Genomic DNA, 20,014 nt, shown 5'->3' with positions numbered 1-20,014 from the left:
CGGAAACACGGCGGGGGAGACAGCGGACAGCCGCTGCCTCCCCCGACCGCGTGACGGTTACTGCGGGTTGTTGTCCGCGATGGAGTCGGCCGGCAGGGCGGGCGCGCAGTCCGGGCCCGGGATGTCGGTCAGGCCGCCCATGATGACGCTGGCGCCGTGGGACGGGTCGGTCTTCGCCAGCGGGAAGACGATCTGCACCTGCTTGTCCGCGGGGATCCGAGCGGGGTTGAGGATCAGGACGAGCTTGCCGTTCTCCCGGCCGAGGGTCCAGCTCTGGTCACTCGGCCCGGACGCGGGGCTCAGGGAGGGGACCGGGGCGTCCGCGGAGGGGGACGGGGCGCCCGCGGAGGCGGACGGCGAGCTCGAGGGCGCGGAGCTGGCCGAAGTGGACGGCAGAGGCGCCGGGGCCTGGCAGTTGGGGTCGCCGGCGTAGACGCGGGCGCGGATGCCGAGCCGATCGAGCTCGCGCTGCACCTTGGCGAGGTCGAGCTTCCCCGCCGGGTTGACGACGGTGAGCTTCACGGTGCCGTTGTCGGCGGACTGCAGGGTGTACGCCGCCGCGCTCTGGGTCGGCAGCGCGGTCAGGACGACACCGGTCGCGGCGGCGACCAGGGCGGCCGGCAGCGCGATCCGCACGCCGAGACGCCGACGCTTCACGTTCAGGTCCTGCTGCTCGTTGTCGCGGCGGGACATGTTCAGCAAGCTGTTCATCAGGTGTTCCTCACGCTGGTGTTCGCGGCCGGCGGGAAAGTCGCGTTCGGCGGGCGCCGGCAGCATCCGACGCAGCGTCTGCAGGTCGTCGTCCTGGTACCCGGTCATCACGCGTTCCCCTTCTTCGGCCCGACCGCTTCGGTGCGGTCATCTGTTACCTGCCGTCCTGTGGCCGCAGGTTCCACCCGCAGGCCAAGATTTTTTTGTGCGAGCCGGTCCAAGCGGCGGCGGGCCCGGGACAGCCGGGAACGGACCGTGCCGACCGGCACCCCCAGCGCGTGCGCGGCCGCCGCATAGTCCAGCCCCGCCCACACGCACAGCGCCAGCACCTCCCGGTCGGTGCGGGAGAGATGTTCGAGAACCTCCCGCACCGCGGCGATGCGCTCCTGGTCCTCCAGCCGCCCGACCAACTCGTCGGCGAAGTCGGGCAACAGCTCCGGCTCGGGCATCCGCTCCATCAACGCACGGTGCCGGCGCGCCACCCTGCGACGGCGGTGCACCACGAACGTCGCGATTCCCAGCAGCCACGGCAGCAGACTCCCGCCGGTCGGCTCGGCCTTCTCCCGCAGCCGCCACGCCTCGAGGAACACCAGCGAGGCGCAGTCCTCCGCCCCCGACCAGTCGCCGGTCAGCCGAAAGCAGTGGTTGTACACCGCCTTGCCGTGCTCACGGAACAGCACCCCGAAGGCGCCCTCGTCACCTGCCCGTATCCGGGCCCGAAATCCTGGATCCATACCTTTCTCCGCCGCCCACGGGCACGCGAGTTCCACGTGAGCTGCACCACACCGGGACCGGGCGTTGCATGCTGCCGGGGCCCCCGCGCCAACTGGCCGCCGATCAACCGCAGTTGTCACCGGCGGCCGCCACCTCCACGACCCGGCCGGGCGCGTTGGCCGGCGGCGCGAGCGCCTCGGCCGGTGGCTCGCCACCCCTGGTCGGGTCGTGTGCGGAGTCTGTCAGAAGATCCGGCACGCTCTCCCGCGAGCCGCCCCTTGCGTGCCTGGGGGTGGAATTCGGAACGCCCGCGCAGTGTGTCAGCCGGCGGTCTGCTCGGCGATCGCGGCCGCCATCTCCGCGATCCGGTCCGCGCCCACCCGGCAGCAGCCGCCGACGAGTCGGGCGCCCGCCGCGACCCAGCCCGGTGCGTCGGCGGGATCGAACGAGGCCGGGCCCGCCCAGTCGTGGGCCGTCGCGTTCCAGCCCTCGCCGCTGTTCGGGTACGCTACCGCCGGTCGGCCCGTCAGTTCCACCGCCAGCCGCACCGCTGACGAAACCTCTTGCGGCGCACAGCAGTTGACGCCCACCGCCACCACCTCCGGCACGTCCGCCAGCAACGCGAACGCCTCCGCGAGCGGCTCGCCGCCCCGGGTCAGGCCGTCCGCCGCACCGAACGAGAACCACGCGGGAAGCCCCAACTCCCGGACGCATTCCGCGAGTACGCGCGCCTCCAGCAGGTCCGGCACCGTCTCCACCGCCAGCGCGTCCGGCCCGGCCGCCGCCAGTACCTCCAGGCGCGGACGGTGGAAGGCGGTCAACTCCGCAGCGGACAGGCCGTAGTGGCCCCGGTACTCCGAGCCGTCCGCCAACACCGCCCCGTACGGGCCCACCGACGCCGCCACCCAGCGCGGCCGTCCGTCACCCAGCTCCGCCGACGCCTCCTCGGCCGCCTGCCGCGCCAACTCCACGCTCAACGCCAGCAGTCGGTCCGCCTTCGCCGTGCTCACGCCGCGCGCCGCGAAACCCGCCCGGCTCGCCTGGTAGCTCGCCGTGGTGGCGACCTGCGCCCCGGCCTCGAAGAACGCGCGGTGCGCCGCCACCAACTGCCGCGGATCGTCCAGCAGCAACCGCGCCGACCACAGCGCGTCCGACAAATCGCAGCCCTGCGACGCGAGTTGGGCGGACAGCCCGCCGTCCAGCACCACCGGCCCGGCCGCCAGTGCCGCGGCGAACCCGCCGTCGGCCGTCGCGCCGGGGCCGTTGCGCACCGCTGTCATCCCTCCAGCCTGCCGCACCACTCGCCAAGGGGCGAACCCGCGGCAGCGAGGCCTCAGCCCTCGGCTGCCGGAATCGGCCGGGAGGCGACCGCGATCCGGTTGTACGCGTTCACCACCGTGGCCGCCCAGGCCACGAACGCCGCCTCGGGGTCGGACAGCACGTTGCGCGCCGCCCGTTGCGCCCGTGCGCCCGCCGCGTGGTCGGGAAGCAGGGTGACCGCCTCCGCAAGGGCCAGCGCAGCGCGCTCACGGGGCGTGAACAGCGGGCCGGACTCCCGCCAGGCCGCCAGCAGGCCGAGCCGCTCCTCCGATTCGCCGGCCTTCCGGGCGGCCGTGGTGTGCAGGTCCACGCAGTACGTGCAGCCGTTCAGCTGCGAGCAGCGCAGCCGCACCAGTTCGAGCAGCAGCGGCTCCAGCCCGGCCGCCGCCGCGGCCTGCTCGACGGCGCCGTGCAGCGCGTGCACGGCGGCGAAGGCCTGCGGGGCGAGTTCGATCAGCGGGAGCGGCGGGAGCGTCCCGGTCGCGGCGGTCCTTGTCGCGGAGGTGTCGGTCACGGAGCGAGACTACGGCCCCCGCGCGGGCCCGCCGCCGCCGAATCGGGCCTCGATCACCCGCCCGGGAGACGAGCCTTGAAACCGTTGACCGCGTCCCCAAATCGTGGCGGAGGCCATGGAGTTCCACGCCATGCGGCCTGACGGTCAGTCAACATGTGCGACATGTCACCCGGTTGGCGGTGTGACGGCGAAGCGGAGCGCAGCGCGCCGGTAGTGTGACATTCCGTGGCCGACCGCACCGATTGTGTGATGGCCGCTCCTTCGAAACCCAGCGGGCGACACCCGTCGGCCCTGTCCCTGGACCGGCCGCCGCCGCCCGCACCAGACTCACGTGGAGACACCGATGACCACCTCCGTGCAGCTCGACCGTGCCCAGAAGCGCTTCGACCTCTGGGACGTGAACGGCGACGGCCAGATCGACCGCTCCGACTGGGACGCCGAGGCCCAGCGCATCCTGCAGGCCTTCGGCGAGGTCCCGACCTCCCCGGCGGGCCGCCAGCTGACCGAGGCCTACCTCGGCATGTGGAGCTTCTTCGCCGACAAGGCCGGCATCGACGAGCAGGCCGGTGCGCTCACCCCCGAGCAGTTCAACCACATCGCCGAGGAGCACATCCTGGAGAACGGCGGCGCCGGCTTCGGCCGCGTCGTCAAGCCGACCATCCAGGCCATGGTCGAGCTGGTCGACGTGGATGGCGACGGCCAGGTCAACCCGGCCGAGTTCAAGACCTGGCTGGACGCCATCGGTGTCGAGAACATCGAGCCGGCCGAGGCGTTCCGCCAGATCGACGCCAACGGCGACGGCCAGCTGTCCGTGGAGGAGCTGGTCCAGGCCGTCCGCGCCTACCACATGGGCGAGTTGGACGTTCCGCTGCTGGGCCGCTGAGCCCCACCGCGCGGCCGGCGACGGCCTGACGCACTCGGGCCCGGAACGGGGAGGCGCCCCCCGGTCCGGGCCTTCGGCATGCCGCAAGACAGTCCCTGTTCGCCTGCTCAGGACTCCGTGGCCGCCGGGACGAACCGCACCGGCAACTCCGGCCGCAGATCCAGCTTCTCGCCGGTCAGCAGGTGATCGGCCGCGATCAGCACGTTGTAGTGGTTGGGAAAGTGGCAGGCGTCGAAGCCCAGCACCGTCCCCACCCGGTGTGCCCCGACGAACACCTCGTCGCCCCGGTCCAGCACCCCCGCCGCCGCGATCTCCGCGAAGCCGAGGAACCCGACCCGGTCGATCCGCGCACCCGCCGCCGTGTCCCGCTGATCGGTCGTCACCAACTCGTGCACCTCGCCGACCCGCACGCACCGGCTGGCGAACGGCTCCAGGCTCATCCCGCGATCCGTCCGACTGTGCAGCAGCACCTTCACCAGCGTGCCCGTCACCGTCCGCTTCGGCCCGTTCTCCGGTACCGCGGACGCCAGTTGGGCCCGATCGTCGCGCTGCCGGATCACCTGCGCGCCCCCGCCCGCTCGGCCCGGTACGCCGCCTCGACCACGCGCAGCGCGTCCACCCCGTCCGGCCCCCGGAAGCCGGTACCGCGTGCGTCGCCGTCGTCCGTCAGGAGTCTCTTGAACGCGGTGACGATGCCGACGTATTCGTGCCACAGCGACTGCTTGAACCCGTCGTGCCCGGCCAGCAGGTCCGCCCGCAGCACCGAACCGTCCGCCAACTCCACGGTGACGTCCTTCAGTTCACCCGGGTAGGACCAGTCCAGCTCGATCCGGCCGCGCACCCCGCGCGCACCCGCCAGCTCCAGCAGCGCGTGCCGGTCCACCCCGCCCTCGTCCCGCACCACCTCCGCGGCCTCCACCCGCATCGGCCCGGCCAGCAGCCGCAGCAGGTCGTACGCGTTCGGGCCGTTGTCGGCGACGCAGCCGCCGCCGCAGCGCTCCGGGTCCAAGTACCAGCGGTCCCGGCCGACATGCTCCTCGATCCGCTCGAAGTACCGCGCCGTCACCGACCGCACCGGCGCCGCACCCTCCAGCGTCCGGCACAGCTCCCGCACCGCCGCGTTGTACCGCCGGTGGAACGCCGTGAACAGCGGCACCCGGCGCTCGACCGCCAGCGAGGCCAAGTCCGCACCCTCCGTGGCCCGCAGCGCCAACGGCTTCTCCACGCACACCGGCAGACCCGCCCGCAGCGCATCCCGGCAGATCGTCAGGTGCAGGTCGTTCGGGACGGTCACCACCACGGCGTCCAGCCCGCCTGCGGCCAGCAGCGCCCGGTGGTCCGTGAAACACCCCACCCGGCCCTCGAACTCGCGCAGCAGCTCCGCGTCCCGGTCGCACACCGCTGCCAGCCGCACGCCCGGGACCTGCTCCAGCGCGGCCAGATAGAACCGCGAGATCACCCCGAGACCGATCACGCCCACCCGCAGGCCGCTCACTCCGCCACCTCCACGGTCACGTCCACCGGGCGCACGCCGAACTGGGCGGCCACAGCGGCGAGTTCGACCAGCAGCGGGGCTGCCAGCGGCACGCCGTCGCGGTGTGCGGCAGCGGTCCGCCGGGCCTCGTGCCAGCCCGGATAGACGACCGGACCGGCCTGGCCGGCGGCGGGCGGACAGGCCAGCACCGTGGAGAACAAGGTCCGTGCGTCCGAGGCCACTTGCTCCGGATCGCGGAGCGCCGCCGGGGCGATCGCCAGCGCGAACAGGCCGATGTCGTCGTCCCGGCCGGTCGGACCGCCGTCCCCGTCCAGCGCCGCCGGCTCCGGGCCGAGACCCGCGCCGGGCAGCATCGCCGCCAGCACCTCCACCATCAGCCCCAGCCCGAACCCCTTGAACTCGGCACCCGAACCCGACCCCAGCCACAGCAGATGCGCCTCGCCCCGGTCGAACGCAGCCGGGTCCGTCACCGGACGCCCGTCCTCGTCGGCCAGCCACCCCTCCGGGATCGCCCGCCCGGCCCGCGCCGCTGCCCGCACCCGTCCCGTCGGAACCGCCGTCGCACTCATGTCCAGGACGTACGGCGGAAGTTCACCCGCCGGTGCGGCCACACTCCACGGATTGGTGCCGAGCAGGGCGACCGCGCCACCCGGCGGACGGGCGATCCGCTGCCGCCCGCAGTTCGACGCCAGCAGCCCGATCATGCCGCGCCCGGTCACCCGCGCCGCATGGTGCCCCGCACACCCGAAGTGCGTCGCCCGCCGCACCGAGACCAGCCCGATGCCGAGCCGCTCCGCCCGGTCCGCCGCCAACTCCATTGCCGCGCCCGCCTGCCAGAGCCCGAGCGCGTTCCTCGCATCCACCAGCACCGCCGCCCCCCGGTCGGCCACCACCTCCGGCTCGGCCAGCGGATCGGCCCGCCCCTCCGCCAGCAACGGCAGATACAGCCGGGACAGATTCACCAGCCCGTGCGAGTCCATCCCCGCCACGTCCCCGTAGCACAGCGCCTCCGCTGCCAACCTGGCGCGTGCGGGCGGCAGTTGGTTGGCGAGGAAGACGTCGGTGGTGAACCGGAGCAGCTCGGCGTACGGGACGCGGACGGTACTGGCGGCGGAAGTCGGCGAGGACGCCACGGTGGTCATGGGCAACAGCCTCCGGACAGACGGTGAGGGTGAAGTCGTGGATGGGGGAGTGGAGTTGGTGGCCTCGACTGGCCTGCTTGAGCGCGGGTCGGTCGGTGGTCGGAGGTCGGTGGTCGGTGGTCGGTGGTCGGAGGTCGGTGGTCGGTGGTCGGTGGTCGGTGGTCGGTGGTCAGCGGTTCGGTGGTCGGCGATCGGCGGTCAGCGGTTCGGTGGTCGGCGGTCAGCGGTCGGCGTGGGGTCGGCGGAGTGGTCGGTGACGGGCGAAGGCCACCAGCAGGCGGGCCACCGCCGAAGCGAAGCCGTCGAGTTGGGCGAGGTCGGCGAACTCGCCCGTCGCGTGCGCCCGGTTGGCGCCGAGGTCGCCGGGGCCGAGCACCACGGTGAACGCGTCCGGCAGGCCCGCCGTCCAGATCGCGTCGCAGGTGAACGCCGGTTCACCGTCCGGGAGTCGGGGGATTCCGGCCTGCCGCGTCAGCAGGTCCTCGAAGGCGGGATGCCGGCTGTCCAGGACGGGCAGGCCGCGCTTGAGCCAGTCCAGTCGGGTGATCCGCGCGCAGTCGGCGGCGGTCCGGGCGAACTCCGGGAGTCCAGCGAACTCCCGTCCGAATGCGGCCAGTCCGGCATCGATCGCCGCCCGCACGGCCGTCTCCGCCCGGAGTCCCGAACCGGCGTCCCGGTAGGGGAGGTTGAGCAGCAGCTCGCCGGTTCCGTACACCCGGTTGTGCAGCGGACCGGTGCTCAGTCCGGCCACACACACCGGGTCGCGCGGAGCGGCGACGGCGCCCAACTCCCGCGCCAGGTACTGCGCGAGGAAGCCGAGCAGTACGCTCGCATTGTGCCCCTCGCCCGGGCAGTCGTCGATCGCGTCCTCGCCACCCACCCGCAACCGGGCGGTGACGGCAGCCGTGGCCCGGGGCAGATACCGCAGGCCGGTCGGTTCGCAGAACACGTTCAGCGCGCCCACGTACCCGGCCTCCACCAGCGGACGGGTGCCGAACACGCCCATCGCGCCGCCCTCTTCGCCCGACACGGCCTGTACCAGCACCCCGACCGAACTGCCCAGCCGTGGCTCCACCGCGACCGCCGCCCGAATCCCCGCCAGCAACGCCACCGCCGGACCCTTGGCGTCGATCGCGCCCCGCCCCGTGAACCGGCGCCCGTCGAACCCGACCGGCTCCAGTCCGGCCACCGTGTCCAGGTGCACGTTGAACATCACCGTCGCCGCCCGGGGCAACTCCGGTCCGAGCCGCAGGACGAGGCTCGGCTGGGACGCCAAGAAGCTGTCGTCGCCCGCTCGTTGGCGCACGGTCAGCGGCACGTCCGGACGGTCGAGGTCCGCCGCTCGCGGCGCGCCGCGATACACCTCGGCCAGGCCGACCGTCCCCGCCGCCCGGGCGTACACCGTGAGCGCCTCGGGGAGCAGCGGGCGCGGCGCGCCGGGGCCGGTCTCCAGCGGGCCGGCGGTCGGCAGGCGGAGAAGGTCGAGCAGCAACTCCCGGTCGTCGGCGTCGAGTCGGGCGCCCGTCTTTGCTGTGCCGGTGCCGGTGCCGGTGCCGGTGCCGGTGCCGGTGCTGGTGCTGGTGCTGGTGCCGGAGTCGGTTTCGGTGTCGGTGCTGGTGTCGGTGGTGCGGGCTGCGGTGTCACCGCTCACGCGACACCGCCGCGGTGTGCTCCAGCCCGCCGGGCACCGGGCGCCAGCCGACCGCGGACGGCAGGACCTCGCGTTCCACCAGCGCACTCAACGCCCGCCCGGCCGCGACGAATCCGCTTACGGCGGTGCCGTCCGCCGCCAGGCCCTGGTGCGGGCGGGTGGCGAGATGCGGCTCCAGCGACCATCCGCCGCTCCAGCCCCGGTCCACCAGGAAGCGCAGGCTCTCCGCGAGCCGCGCTGCCCCGTCGCCTGGCAGCACGTACTCGGCGCTGTCGCCGCCGCCCACCGCGTCCTTGATGTGCACGTGCGCGACGTGGTCGGCGAGCTGACGGAGCATCAGGTATCCGTCGTAGCCGTGCGCGACTCCGTTGCCGGCATCGAACAGCAGGCGCAGCGCCGGGCTGTCCACAGCGGCCACCAGGTCGATTTGGCGTTCGGCGGAGGTGCCGGCCCAGCCGCTGCAGTTCTCGTGCAGCAGGGTCAGGCCTTCCTGGCCCGCCAGTTCGGCCAGGCGGGTCAGTCGCTCCAGCACCAGCCGGCGCCAATCAGCGTCCGGCAGGCCCGCGTTGGGGTAGGACATGACCCGGATCCGGTCGGTGCCCAGCAGTGCGGCGCGGGCGGCGAGTGCGGCGAGTTCCGCCAGGTCGCGGCCGAAGTCGTCGGTGATCCGGCAGCTCCAGTTGCCGATCCGGGAGGCCAGGCCGGTCACCCGGACGCCCCGGGCGGCGAGCGTCTCGGCGATCCGGCCGACCCGGTCGAGCGGCAACTCGGCGATCCAACTGCCGTCCACGGTCCGCAACTCGAGGTCGTGCCACCCGAGTTCGTCCAGCGCGTCGAGCTGGCCGGGCAGGTCGGGGGCGGCCTCGTCGCCGATGCCGCCGAAGCTGATCGTGGGGGCGGCGACCGGACGGGGCAGCGACCGGCCGAGCGACGCGCCGGACGTGGTGGTGGTGTCGGCGGCGGTGTCGGTGTCGGCGGTGCGCGGTGCGGCGGCAGTCATCGGGCGGCCGCCGCGCGGTGCTGCGCGTCAGGCGTTTGAGCGTCAGGCGTCTGCGCGTCACGGATCTGTGCCTCGCGCGCCTGCGCGGCGATCGTCTTGGCCTGGTCGAGCAGCCGCACCACCTGGGAGTTGACCGCCAGGTCGGGGTGCGGGTGGCGGGCGCCGCCGGCCGCGCCGCCCGCCGCGAAGTAGGCGTAGACGTGGTGCAGGAAGGTGCTCAGCGAGTCGTCGTGGAGCAGTTCGGTGCTCTCGCCGTCGTGGTCGATGACGGTCAGCCGGGCGTAGGCGTCGGCCTCGCTGCCGGGGAAGTGGCCGATCAGGGTGCCGTGGGCGAGTTCCAGGGTGACTCGGCGCTCCCGGACGGGGGAGGTCAGGTCGGAGCGGATCCGGGTCCACGCTCCGCTCTCGTGCTGGAGGTTGAGCCAGGCGGTGCCGAGCCGGGGCAGGACCCGCCCGCCGACCACCATGTCGGTGCCGCCCGCACCGGTGACCCGGCCCGGCCCGGCCAGTGAGAGGCAGAGGCCGAGCGAGTGCGGCAGTTCGATGTCGAACGCGGTGGGGTGGCCGTCGCCGGCCAGCGAGCGGGAGAAGCGCGGCTTGCGCTGTACCACGTGGATGGTCCGCAGCGGGCCGTACGCCCCGCTCGCCAGGGCGGCGCGCAGCCGGTCGGTCAGTCGGCTGCCCAGCCACTGGGCGACCACCACCAGGTCCAGCCCGTGGCGCTCGCTCAGCGCGAGCAGTTCGTCCAGCCCGGCCGCGTCGGCGGCGAACGGCTTCTCCAGCAGGATGCGCCGGTAGCCGAGGCGGCCCAGGGTGTCCAGCGCGGCGACCCGTTCGGTCGGCGGGGTGCAGAGGTGGACGACGGTGTCGGCGGGATCGGCCAGCCGGGGCGCCTCCGCGAGGCTGACGGGCCGCAGATCGGCCGCTTGCCCGGGGCGGCGGTGCGGGTCCACCGCGAGTATCGGTGCGGGGGCGAACAGGGGCGCGGATTCGGCGGCGGTGCGCAACCGGCGCAGCACCGGCAGATGGAGTCCGCTGCCCGCCCGCCCCATTCCGACCAGTAAGGTCCCGAGTCCGTTCGACATGGCGGAGCCGTCCTTCCGTCCGATTCGCGGGGATCGCGTCGCCGGGTATTCAACCAGTCACTTCCTGCCGTGCCCGAGTGACCGTCAACTCGCCTAGCTGGCAGGCCATTCGAACGAGTGAAGTCGCCGTTCCCGCGCGGTGGACGGCGGTGGGGACGGCATAGATTCAGCGGGGTGCATCCGGCTGCCGTGCGGGTGAGTCGCCTTTGCCCGAAAGCCGGTTCCGAAAACCAACCGGAAAACGCTTTCCCGTTCCCTGTGGCGGTGTTCGGAAAGCGTTTTCCGGTTGCGTCCGGCCTGTCCGAAGTCGGCACCTGGACCGCCTTGCCGCGGCGCCGTACCCGTTATCGCCCGACCAGCCCGACCAGCCCAGCCCGCCCGACCAGCCCGGGCAGGCCGACCAGCCCAGCCCGCCCGACCAGCCCGCCACCTATCACCCCACCCGTCCGTCACCGCCCCACAACCGATGAGAGTTCCATGGGTGCCTCCTCCGGCGTCTCCTTCTTCCAGCAGGCCGAGACCTTCGAATCCCTCTGGCCCATCACGCGGCGCCACCTCGACGAACTGATGGACCGCGGCAAGTACTCGCACGGCCCCAAGGTCGCCGAACTCGAAACCGCCCTCGCCGCCTGGACCGGCGCCCGCCACGTCGTCGGCGTCAACAGCGGCACCGACGCGCTGGTCCTGCTGCTGCGTGCGGCCGGCCTGCAGCCGGGCGACGAGGTGATCGTCCCGACGTACAGCTTCGTCGCCTCCGCCAGCGCCGTGGTGCTGGCCGGCGGCCGCCCCGTCTTCGCCGACATCGACCCGCACAGCTACAGCCTTGATCCGGCCAGTGCGGAAGCCGTTCGCACCGAGCGCACCCGCATGATCATGCCGGTCCACCTGTTCCACCAACTCGCCGACCTGAGCGCCCTGCTGGACTTCGCCGACCGCCACCGACTGACCCTGGTCGAGGACAGCGCCGAGGCCTTCGGCATGCGCTGGAACGGCGTCCACGCCGGGCTGCACGGCACCGGCGGCGTGCTGTCGTTCTTCCCCACCAAAACCCTCGGCGCGATCGGCGACGCGGGGGCCGTCCTCACCGGCGACCCCGCCATCGCCGACGCCGTCGCCGCGATGCGCCACCACGGCCGCACCGGCCACACCGTGGACGACTTCCCCACCATCAACCGGCCCACCGAACTCCTCGGCACCAACAGCAAGATGGACGACATCCAGGCGGCGGTTCTGCTCGCCAAGCTCAGCCGCGCCGACCAGGACATCGCTCGCCGCGCCGACCTCGCCGCCCGCTACACCGAGCGCCTGGCCGGCACCCCCGGCCTGACCCTGCCCACCGTCGTCCCGCGCGAGGCCGCCACCAACCCCGTCTGGTACGTCTACCTGATCGAGTCCGACCACCGCGACGAACTCGCCGCCCACCTTGCCCAGCACGGCGTCCAGACCGAGACCTACTACCCGACGCCGCTGCACCTGCAACCCTGCTTCGCCGAACTCGGCCACCGGCGCGGCGAGTTCCCGCACGCCGAGGTCGCCTGCGAACGCGCCCTCGCGCTGCCGCTCTACCCCGACCTCGCCGACCACGACCTGGACCTGGTCAGCGACCTGGTCCGCGGCTTCCAGCACCGAAGGCACGGAACCCCCCGATGACCACCACCGCACCCCCGCCGATCCCGTTCTTCCCGCCCGACCTCTTCGAGGACGACCGCGACCTCCTGCTGGACGTCGTCCACGAGGTCGCCACCGACCCCGCCCAGCGCTTCATCCTCGGCGAACGCACAGCCCGCTTCGAGGAGTTGCTGCGTGCCGACCTTGGCGTCGCCGACGTCATCGCCTGCGGCAGCGGCACCACCGCGCTCACCCTCATCCTGCGTGCCATGGGCATCGCCGCCGGTGACGAGGTGATCGTCCCCGCATTCGGCTGCGCCCCGCTCGCCAACACCGTCCTCGGCGTCGGCGCCACCCCCGTGTTCGCCGACATCGACCCGCACACCCTGGTCATCGACCCGGACGCCGCCGAGGCCCTGATCACCACCCGCACCAAGGCGTTGATGCCCGCCCACATGTTCTCCGTGATGGCCGACATGCCGCGCCTGCGCGCCCTCGCCGACCGGCACGGCCTCCGCCTGATCGAGGACTCCGCCGTCGCCCAGGGGGCGGTCCTGGACGGCCGACCCGCCGGCACCTGGGGCGACGCCGGCCTGTTCTCCTTCGTCCAGGTGAAGTCCTTCGGCGGCCCCGGCGAGGGCGGCGTCGTGATCACCGACGACCCTCAACTCGCCCGCGTCGCAAGGATACTGCGCAACCACGGCCAGGACGGCGTGCACCGCTTCCGCCACCACCTGATCGGCATGAACAGCCGATTCGACGAAGTCCTCGCCGCGTTCCAACTGCGCCGCCACCCCGGCCTGGCCCGCCGCCTGGCCCGCCGCGCCGAGATCGCCGCCCACTACACCGAACAGTTCACCCCACTCGCCGAGCACGGCATCACCCCGCCGCCACCCGGCACCAACGGCCGCTGCTACTACGTCTATTCACTGCTCGCCGAGCACCGTGACCAGCTCAAGAAGCACCTCGCCACCCACGGCATCGACAGCCACATCTACTACCCGAGCCCACTGCCCCATCAGCCCGCGTTCGCCTCCGCCGCCCCCGCCGGCGGCCACTGGCCGAACGCCGAACGCGCCGCCCGCCAGTGCCTGTCCATCCCGGTCCACCCCCACCTGACGGACGCCCAGGTGGACCGGATCACGGCCGCCGTGCTGTCCTTCGCCGACGCGCCCGCACCCGTCGCCTGAGCCGCACCGCAAGCGCCGGGGACGGATCACGGCCGGCGTGCTGTCCTTCACCGGCGCGCCCGCACCCGTCGCCTGAGCCGCACCGCAAGCGCCGGGGACGGATCACGGCCGCCGTGCTGTCCTTCACCGACGCGCCCGCACCCGTCGCCTGAGCCGCACCGCAAGTGCCGGGGCCCACCACACCACCGTGGTGGGCCCCGGCCGCATTCGTCTCAGCTCACCGCAACTACCGCCCCCTGGCCCCGAGTTGCCGCGGCCGCCAACTCCGTGAGCGCCAAGCGGTCCGGCTTCCCGGACGCACCCAACGGCAACTTGTCCAGCAGGACCAGCCGCTCCGGCCACTTGTACTTCTCCAGCCCGCACAACTGGCCCAGATAGTCCGTCAGTTCAACCAGCGCCAACCCGCCCGCCGGCTCGCGCGGCACCGCACAGACGCACATCCGCTCGCCGAGATCCGGATCAGGCACCGGCACGCACACCGCCTCCAGCAGCCCGGGGTGGCCCTCCAGCAGGCGCTCCACCTCCGACAGGCCGATCGACACCCCACCCCGGTTCACCATCTGCTTGGTCCGCGCCACCACCCGCAGCGACCCGTCCGCCTCCAGCACCCCCAGGTCGCCGGACCGCACCCACCCGCCGTCCACCCGCAGCCGGGCGTCCAACTCCGGTTCCCCGACGTGGCACAGCGGACTCATCGGCCCCCGCGCCTGCACCTCGCCCGCCACCCCCGTCGGCACCGGCCGCCCGTCCGGCCCGCACACCCGGAACTCCGCCACCGCCGGATCCGGACGTCCCACCCGGAGCACATCGACGTCCGAACTCGTCCATCGGGTATGGCAGTTCATCCCGTCACTGGCGCCGTACACGTTCACCACCGGGCACCCGAACCGCCGCAACGCCGCCCCCAACACAGCCGACGACAGCATCGCCGAACTCGACACCACCGCCTGCAAGGAGGACAAGTCCTCACCCCCCACCGGAAGTTGATCCGCCAGGCGACGAAGCATCGTCGGCACTGCCGCCAGGTGCGTCGGCCGCCAACGCCCCACCGCCGCCAGCGCATCCGCCGGATCGAATCGCTCCCGCAACACCACCGTCGCCCCGCACCGCACCAAGGACACCACCGCCAACGAGCCGTACGCCGTCGCCGGATGCACCAACAGCAACACCCGCGGCGGCGCCCCGTCCACCGTCTCCAACACCCGCTCCACATACCGCCCGCGGCCCCCCGCCAGCGCATTGTGCGAGTACGCGATCAACTTCGGCGCGGCCTCCGACCCCGACGACACCAGAATCCGGGCCGGCGCCTCCGCATCCACGCCCACCGGCTCCCACTCCGCCTGCTCCGGCCACGGCTCCGCACCCAGCACCACCACCTCGTGCAGGCACGGCAGTTCGGGCCGCAACCCGTCCACCAGCGCCTTCCACTCCGGCACCGTCACCACCGCATCCGCCCGCGACGTCCCCAACAACGCCAGCAGATCCCGCCGCCCATGCCCCGGCACACACGGCAACACCACCGCCCCCAACGCCGCCACCGCCAGATCCACCGCCACCGCCCGCCAATCCGCCGGCACCTTCGTCGCCACCACCGACCCCGGCCCCACCCCCCTCGCAGCCAACCCCGCCGCCAACCCCCGCACCCGCCCCGCCAGTTCGGCGAACGTCACCTCACCCCCGTCATCCACCACAGCCACCCGCCCCCCATCAACCCCCACCCGCTCCACAAACAGCTCATACAACCCCCGCCCCGGACACCACCCCCGAGCCACCCACTCCTCCCGCAACCCCCGCCCCACCTGATCCGGAAACTCCACCCCAGCCACCGACACCCACATACCGCCCACAACCACCACTCCCATCACTGATCGATCCCACACTGAAAACCCTCCCTCCACCCAGCAGCCCACCCGGCAGCCCACCCGGCAGCCCACCCCGCGCCATGCCCGCGCGCCGCCCACCACGGGAGCACCGCTCCGGCCGCCGGAACCACGCGACCGGATCCCGTCCCGCCGACCCTCTTCGCCCGAGCGAGCACCGCCGACCGACGGGACGTGAGCAGCTCCGCAGCCCCAGTCGTGCCGGCCGGTCACCTGTGCTCGCAGTGCCCGGCGCGCAGGCTCTGTCGTGGCCGGATGCGCGGCATGCAGCGTCACTGGTTGGCCAGGATGCGGACGACGCTGAGGCGTCGCGCTGCCCACGGCCACCCTGCGACGGCCTGGCCGGTACAGGCGGTCCCGACATGCGGGGGTGAGCCTGCACCTGCCGACCCGTCCCACCGGAACAACGGCCTCCACCCACCAGGCCTGCCGCATCGCCGCGACGCCGCCCAACCGCGTTCCTTGAACCGCCGCGCCATCCCTCCACGTCAGCAAACAGACCCCGGCACCCCGGCGAGCACCTTCGCCTGTCGGCCGCCCGGCGCCGACGTCCGTATGGCCGATTGCCAAGTCCACGCGACCGGATCCCGTGCTGCCGGCCCACTTCGCCCGGGTAGGTGTCGCGTCCGACTCTTGGAGCCTGGCCTGCACCGCAGCCCCGGTCGCGTCCACCCGTCACCGAGGCCTTCGCGCCGCTGTGCCGCCCGGCTGCGGTGCCGGGCGGCAAGTTCCGCCCCGTCGGCCGTGGCCGGATTTCGCTACGCGCAGCGCCAACGACCTGCCAGCGCACGGGGGTTGGCGATGTGCCGCGCCGCCCGCATCCGCCTTGCGGCAGCCCGGCCGGTGCGGACGCTCCTGGCGCGCCGGGGCGAGCCCGCAGCTGCCAATCCGTCCCGCCGAGACGACGACCTCCCCCTGCCGGGCCGGCCGAATCGCCGCAACTGCACCCGACCACGCTCCTCGGCACGCCGCGCCGTCCCTCCACGTCACCACGGCCAGGGCACCACCTCTCTGAGCGCCCCCGCCCGCCGTCGGCCGGTCGGCGCGGGCTCGATACCTGTCCGCAGTCAGGTGCTTGTGTCCCGGGCCTGCAACGTCGGTCCACTTCCTCTGAACAGGCCCTGCCGAGTGCCGGAGCCTCCGCAGCTCCGCAATCCCGCCCACGCCCGCCTGTCACCGAGATACTCGCTGTCTCGGACCACTCTGGTGCGGTGCCGGGCAGACAACCGCAGCGTGTCGGCCGTGACCGAACTGCGCGGCGTGCAACGCCACCAGCCCTCCAGCGCGCGGGTGTTGGCGACGCGACGCGCCGCCCGCAGACGCCCTGCGGCAGCCCGGCTGGTCCAGGCGCTCCCGCAACACCGGGGCGAGCCCGCAACCACCGACCCGTCCCGCCGAGACAACGGTTTCCACCCGCCGAGCCCGCTGCATCGCCGCAATGCCGACCAGCCACGCTCGCCGGATCGCCGCGCCATCCCTTCACACCAGCAAACCGATGCCGACACTTCGGCTCGCGCCCCCGCCTGTCGTCGGCCGCTCTGTGCGGGGTAGTTGGTCGGGATCGCGCGCGTCGATCGCCGGGTCCACATGACTGGATCCCGTACCGTTGGCCGACTCCTGGAGCTTGGGTAGCTCGCGGGCCCCAGTCGCGCCTGCCGGTCACCAACGCGTTCGTGTCATCGCGTTGCTCGGCTGCGGTGCCGGGTACTGCGCTCCGGCGCTCTGGTCGTGGCCGATGTACACGGCGCTCAGCTCCACCGGCCTTACCGGGAAGAGGCGTTGGTGACATCTGGTACCACCCGGCCGGTGCAGGCGTTCCGGGCGCGCCGGGGCGAGCCCGCAGTCGCCGACCCGTTCCGTCGAGACACCGGCATCCACCCACCGAGTCAGCCGCATCGCCGCAACGCCGTCCGCGCACACGTGTCGGAAGGCCGCGCCGTCCCTTCACGTCAGCACGCAGAGAACGGAATCTGCGCGAGCGCCCCCACCCGTCATCTGCCGCCCGGCGCCGAGCCGTTGCGGGGCAGCGAGTGTGTGGTCGGCTGCCAGGTGCGCGCGACCGTGATCTGCAACGTCGGACCGTTCCACCTGTTTGGACCTGGCCGGCTTCCGGGGCGTTCACAGCTCCGTGGCCCCCATCCTGCCTGCCTGCCACCGAGGCGTTCGCGGCATCACGCGGCCCAGCCGCGGTGCCGGGTACACATGCACGAGGTGAAGCGCCACCAGCTGTACGGTGCACGGGCGTTGGTGACGCGCCGCGCCGCCCACAGGCGCCCTGCGGAGTTCCGGCCGGTGCAGGTGCTCTCAGCGTGCGGGCGTGAATCCGCAAGCGTCGACCCACCCCACGCAGACAGCGGCGTCCACCGACCGGGCCAGCCGCATCACCGCACTGCCATCCGGCCATGCCCGTCGAGACGCCGTGCTGGCCCTTCGCGTCAGCAGGCAGGGCGTGGCACCTTCGCGAGCACCCCGGCCTGTCGTCAGCTGCCCGGCGCTGGGTCGCTGGTCGGCAGCGCGCGAGCGACCGACCGCCGGGCCCATACGACCGGATCCCGTTCCGCAGGCTCACTTCGCCTTCATGGCCACGGCTACCCGCTAGCGCGTTCGCAGTACCGAAGCCCTGGTCGCGCCTGCCTTCCACCGCGACGTTCGCCGTGGGCCGCCGCCCGCAGGCACCCGGCGGCGGCCCGATCGGTGCAGATGCTCCCGTCGTGCGGGCGTGAATCCGCAACTGCCGACCCACCCCACGCAGACAGCGACGTCCACCAACCGAGCCAGCCGCATCACCGCACCGCCGTCCGACCACGCCCGTCGAGACACCCTGCCGCCCCTTCACGTCAGCCAGCAGCGCGTGGCACCTTCGCGAGCACCCCCACCTGCCGTCAGCCTCCCGCCGCCGGACTGTCGCTGGGCAGTGCACGCGGGGTCGATCGCCGGGCCCACACGACCGGATCCCGTTCCGCAGGCCCACTTCGCCTTCATGGCTGCCGCGACCACCTGCGGGGGCGTTTGCAGTACCGAAGCCCCAGTCGCGCCTGCCTCCCACCGAGGCGCTCTCCGTGTTACGCCGCCCAGTGGCGGTGTCGTGCGCGCATGCGCGGCGTGCCGGTCGAGACCGTAGTGCGCGATGTGAAGTGCCACCAGCTCTCCAGCGCACGGACGTTGGTAACGCGCCGCGCAACCCACAGGCATCCAGTGACGGCTCGCTCGGTGCAGATGCTTTCGACGTGCGGGCGTGAATCCGCAACTGCCGACCCATCCCACGCAGACAGCGGCGTCCACCAACCGAGCCAGCCGCATCACCGCACCGCCGTCCGACCACGCCCGTCGAGACACCCTGCCGCCCCTTCACGTCAGCCAGCAGCGCGTGGCACCTTCGCGAGCACCCCCACCTGCCGTCAGCCTCCCGCCGCCGGACCGTCGCTGGGCAGCGCGCGAGCGACCGACCGCCGGGCCCGCACGACCGGATCCCGATCCGTCGGCCCACTTCGCTTGATCGCACCCGGCCACCTGCTAGCGCGTTTGCAGTACCGAAGCCCTGGTCGCGCCTGCCTCCCACCAAGGGGCTCGCCGTGTTACGCAGCCCCGCTGCGCTGTTGGGCGCGCATGCGCGGCCCGTCGGTCGTGGCCGAGGTGCGCGACACGAAGCGCCACCAGCCCTCCAGCACAAGGGTGTTGGTTGCGCGCCGCGCAGCCCACGGGCATCCAGTGGCGGCCCGCTCGGTGCAGATGCTCTCGGCACGCGGGCGTGAATCCGCGACTGCCGACCCATTCCACCCAGACAGCGGCGTCCACTGACCGAGCCAGTCGCATCCCCGCACCACCATCCGGTCGGGCCCGTTGAGACAGCGTGCTGGCCCTTCATGCCAGCCAGCAGGGCGTGGCACCTTCGCGAGTACCCCCACCTGCCGTCGTCCGCCCAGCGCTGGGCTGCTGGTCGGCAGCGCGCGCGGGGTCGATCGCCGGGCCCCCATGACCGAATCCCGTTCCGCAGGCCCACTTCCCGTTCATGGCCACGACCACCTGCGGGGGCGTTCGCAACTCTGGCACCCCAGCCGTGTCCGCCTGTCACCGAGGCATCAGCCGTGTTAGGCCATCCGGCGGCGCGGCCTGTCGGTCGTGGCCGAGGTACGCGACGCGAAGCGCCGCCGGCCGTCCAGCGCAAGGACGTTGGTGGCGCGCCGTGCCGCCCGCTGGCACCCCGCGGAGGCCCGATCGTTGCAGACGTTCCCGGCGCGCAGGGGTGAGCCCGCAGCTTCCGATTCGTGCGAGTCGAGCAACGGCCTCCCCTCACTGAGCTCGCTGCATTGCCGCCAGGCGACCCGGCCACGCCCGGTGGAGTGCCGTGCCGTCCCTTCAGACCAGCAGGCAGGGCGCGGCACCTCAGCAAGCACCCCCGCCTGTCGTCGGCCGCCCGGCGCTGAGCCGTTGGCTGGCAGCGGGCGGGCGACCGACCGCCGGGTCCACACGACCGGATCCCGTTCCGCAGGCCCAGTTCGCCTTCGTGGGCCGGGCCGACTGCTGGGGCGTTCGCAGCTCCTAAGCCCTGGTTGCGCATGCCTGCCGCTGAGGTGTTCGCGGCATCAGACGGCCCAGCTGCGGTGGCGGCCGCACATGGGCGACGTGTTCGTCGCAGCCGGGGTGTGCTGCGCGCAGCGCCACCAGGCCTCCAGCGCACGGGCGTTGGCGATGTGTCGCGTCGTCCACGGGCGCCCTGCGGAGTTCCGGCCGGTGCAGACGCTCCCGGCGTGCAGGGGTGAGCCCGCAGCTTCCGATCCGTTCGAGCCGAGCAACGGCCTCCACTCACCGAGCCAGCCGCGC

Annotated in this window: 14 protein-coding genes; 3 read left to right on the top strand and 11 right to left on the bottom strand. The window is 73.1% G+C overall.

Going from position 1 to position 20,014, the window contains the following annotated elements; genetic code table 11:
- Nucleotides 1-57: 57 nt before the first annotated feature.
- The 4 genes from ACFV18_RS19815 to ACFV18_RS19800 all read right to left on the bottom strand — a co-directional run bounded on the left by ACFV18_RS19815 (nucleotide 58) and on the right by ACFV18_RS19800 (nucleotide 3,259).
- Nucleotides 58-819, bottom strand: a complete 762-nt coding sequence (locus ACFV18_RS19815) for a hypothetical protein (protein ID WP_380484894.1) — start codon at nucleotides 817-819, stop codon at nucleotides 58-60.
- The gene (locus ACFV18_RS19810) at nucleotides 819-1,445 is read right to left on the bottom strand and encodes an RNA polymerase sigma factor (protein WP_380484892.1); all 627 of its coding nucleotides are present in this window, start codon (nucleotides 1,443-1,445) and stop codon (nucleotides 819-821) included. Before ACFV18_RS19810 ends, ACFV18_RS19815 begins: the two co-directional genes overlap by 1 nt.
- A gap of 300 nt (nucleotides 1,446-1,745) precedes the next feature.
- Complete coding sequence (mmuM, locus tag ACFV18_RS19805) at nucleotides 1,746-2,705, bottom strand: homocysteine S-methyltransferase (RefSeq protein ID WP_380484890.1); 960 nt, start codon at nucleotides 2,703-2,705, stop codon at nucleotides 1,746-1,748.
- Between the two features lie 53 nt (nucleotides 2,706-2,758).
- The gene (locus ACFV18_RS19800; protein ID WP_380484889.1) at nucleotides 2,759-3,259 is read right to left on the bottom strand and encodes a carboxymuconolactone decarboxylase family protein; all 501 of its coding nucleotides are present in this window, start codon (nucleotides 3,257-3,259) and stop codon (nucleotides 2,759-2,761) included.
- A 343-nt stretch (nucleotides 3,260-3,602) separates the two neighbouring features.
- Between ACFV18_RS19800 and ACFV18_RS19795 the strand changes: the two genes are divergently transcribed.
- Complete coding sequence (locus ACFV18_RS19795) at nucleotides 3,603-4,142, top strand: EF-hand domain-containing protein (RefSeq protein WP_380484887.1); 540 nt, start codon at nucleotides 3,603-3,605, stop codon at nucleotides 4,140-4,142.
- A 107-nt stretch (nucleotides 4,143-4,249) separates the two neighbouring features.
- Here ACFV18_RS19795 and ACFV18_RS19790 read toward each other — a convergent pair whose 3' ends face one another.
- The 6 genes from ACFV18_RS19790 to ACFV18_RS19765 all read right to left on the bottom strand — a co-directional run bounded on the left by ACFV18_RS19790 (nucleotide 4,250) and on the right by ACFV18_RS19765 (nucleotide 10,515).
- A complete protein-coding gene (locus ACFV18_RS19790) occupies nucleotides 4,250-4,702 on the bottom strand; it encodes a DUF6917 domain-containing protein (protein ID WP_380484884.1) in 453 nt (150 codons plus the stop codon).
- Nucleotides 4,699-5,637, bottom strand: a complete 939-nt coding sequence (locus ACFV18_RS19785) for a Gfo/Idh/MocA family protein (RefSeq protein WP_380484882.1) — start codon at nucleotides 5,635-5,637, stop codon at nucleotides 4,699-4,701. The genes ACFV18_RS19790 and ACFV18_RS19785 overlap by 4 nt, the downstream gene beginning before the upstream one ends.
- A complete protein-coding gene (locus tag ACFV18_RS19780; protein ID WP_380484880.1) occupies nucleotides 5,634-6,779 on the bottom strand; it encodes an Ldh family oxidoreductase in 1,146 nt (381 codons plus the stop codon). Before ACFV18_RS19780 ends, ACFV18_RS19785 begins: the two co-directional genes overlap by 4 nt.
- 220 nt (nucleotides 6,780-6,999) lie before the next feature.
- A complete protein-coding gene (locus tag ACFV18_RS19775) occupies nucleotides 7,000-8,430 on the bottom strand; it encodes a M20/M25/M40 family metallo-hydrolase (protein ID WP_380484878.1) in 1,431 nt (476 codons plus the stop codon).
- Nucleotides 8,420-9,430 carry a sugar phosphate isomerase/epimerase family protein gene (locus tag ACFV18_RS19770; RefSeq protein WP_380484876.1) on the bottom strand — a complete coding sequence of 337 codons (1,011 nt, stop codon included), beginning with the start codon at nucleotides 9,428-9,430 and terminating at the stop codon, nucleotides 8,420-8,422. Before ACFV18_RS19770 ends, ACFV18_RS19775 begins: the two co-directional genes overlap by 11 nt.
- Nucleotides 9,427-10,515, bottom strand: coding sequence for a hypothetical protein (locus ACFV18_RS19765; protein ID WP_380484874.1), 1,089 nt, complete (start codon nucleotides 10,513-10,515; stop codon nucleotides 9,427-9,429). Before ACFV18_RS19765 ends, ACFV18_RS19770 begins: the two co-directional genes overlap by 4 nt.
- 477 nt (nucleotides 10,516-10,992) lie before the next feature.
- Between ACFV18_RS19765 and ACFV18_RS19760 the strand changes: the two genes are divergently transcribed.
- On the top strand, nucleotides 10,993-12,165 hold the full coding sequence (locus ACFV18_RS19760) for a DegT/DnrJ/EryC1/StrS family aminotransferase (RefSeq protein WP_380484872.1): 1,173 nt from the start codon (nucleotides 10,993-10,995) through the stop codon (nucleotides 12,163-12,165).
- A complete protein-coding gene (locus ACFV18_RS19755; protein ID WP_380484870.1) occupies nucleotides 12,162-13,313 on the top strand; it encodes a DegT/DnrJ/EryC1/StrS family aminotransferase in 1,152 nt (383 codons plus the stop codon). The genes ACFV18_RS19760 and ACFV18_RS19755 overlap by 4 nt, the downstream gene beginning before the upstream one ends.
- A 212-nt stretch (nucleotides 13,314-13,525) precedes the next feature.
- Here ACFV18_RS19755 and ACFV18_RS19750 read toward each other — a convergent pair whose 3' ends face one another.
- On the bottom strand, nucleotides 13,526-15,175 hold the full coding sequence (locus tag ACFV18_RS19750) for a class I adenylate-forming enzyme family protein (protein ID WP_380484869.1): 1,650 nt from the start codon (nucleotides 15,173-15,175) through the stop codon (nucleotides 13,526-13,528).
- Between the last annotated feature and the right edge of the window lie 4,839 nt (nucleotides 15,176-20,014).

It is taken from the genome of Kitasatospora sp. NPDC059673, assembly GCF_042734215.1.
Taxonomy (GTDB): Bacteria; Actinomycetota; Actinomycetes; order Streptomycetales; family Streptomycetaceae; genus Kitasatospora.
The sequence above is the reverse complement of the archived record's forward strand: the minus strand, read 5'-3'. Positions and strand labels throughout refer to the sequence as shown.

What these genes read in the sequence shown, in the direction of transcription:
- ACFV18_RS19770 (WP_380484876.1), bottom strand. Translation starts at nt 9,430, where the DNA reads ATGACTGCCGCCGCACCGCGCACCGCCGACACCGACACCGCCGCCGAC.
- mmuM (WP_380484890.1), bottom strand. Translation starts at nt 2,705, where the DNA reads ATGACAGCGGTGCGCAACGGCCCCGGCGCGACGGCCGACGGCGGGTTC.
- ACFV18_RS19815 (WP_380484894.1), bottom strand. Translation starts at nt 819, where the DNA reads ATGACCGGGTACCAGGACGACGACCTGCAGACGCTGCGTCGGATGCTG.
- ACFV18_RS19780 (WP_380484880.1), bottom strand. Translation starts at nt 6,779, where the DNA reads ATGACCACCGTGGCGTCCTCGCCGACTTCCGCCGCCAGTACCGTCCGC.
- ACFV18_RS19810 (WP_380484892.1), bottom strand. Translation starts at nt 1,445, where the DNA reads ATGGATCCAGGATTTCGGGCCCGGATACGGGCAGGTGACGAGGGCGCC.
- ACFV18_RS19795 (WP_380484887.1), top strand. Translation starts at nt 3,603, where the DNA reads ATGACCACCTCCGTGCAGCTCGACCGTGCCCAGAAGCGCTTCGACCTC.
- ACFV18_RS19760 (WP_380484872.1), top strand. Translation starts at nt 10,993, where the DNA reads ATGGGTGCCTCCTCCGGCGTCTCCTTCTTCCAGCAGGCCGAGACCTTC.
- ACFV18_RS19755 (WP_380484870.1), top strand. Translation starts at nt 12,162, where the DNA reads ATGACCACCACCGCACCCCCGCCGATCCCGTTCTTCCCGCCCGACCTC.
- ACFV18_RS19765 (WP_380484874.1), bottom strand. Translation starts at nt 10,515, where the DNA reads ATGTCGAACGGACTCGGGACCTTACTGGTCGGAATGGGGCGGGCGGGC.
- ACFV18_RS19750 (WP_380484869.1), bottom strand. Translation starts at nt 15,175, where the DNA reads ATGGGAGTGGTGGTTGTGGGCGGTATGTGGGTGTCGGTGGCTGGGGTG.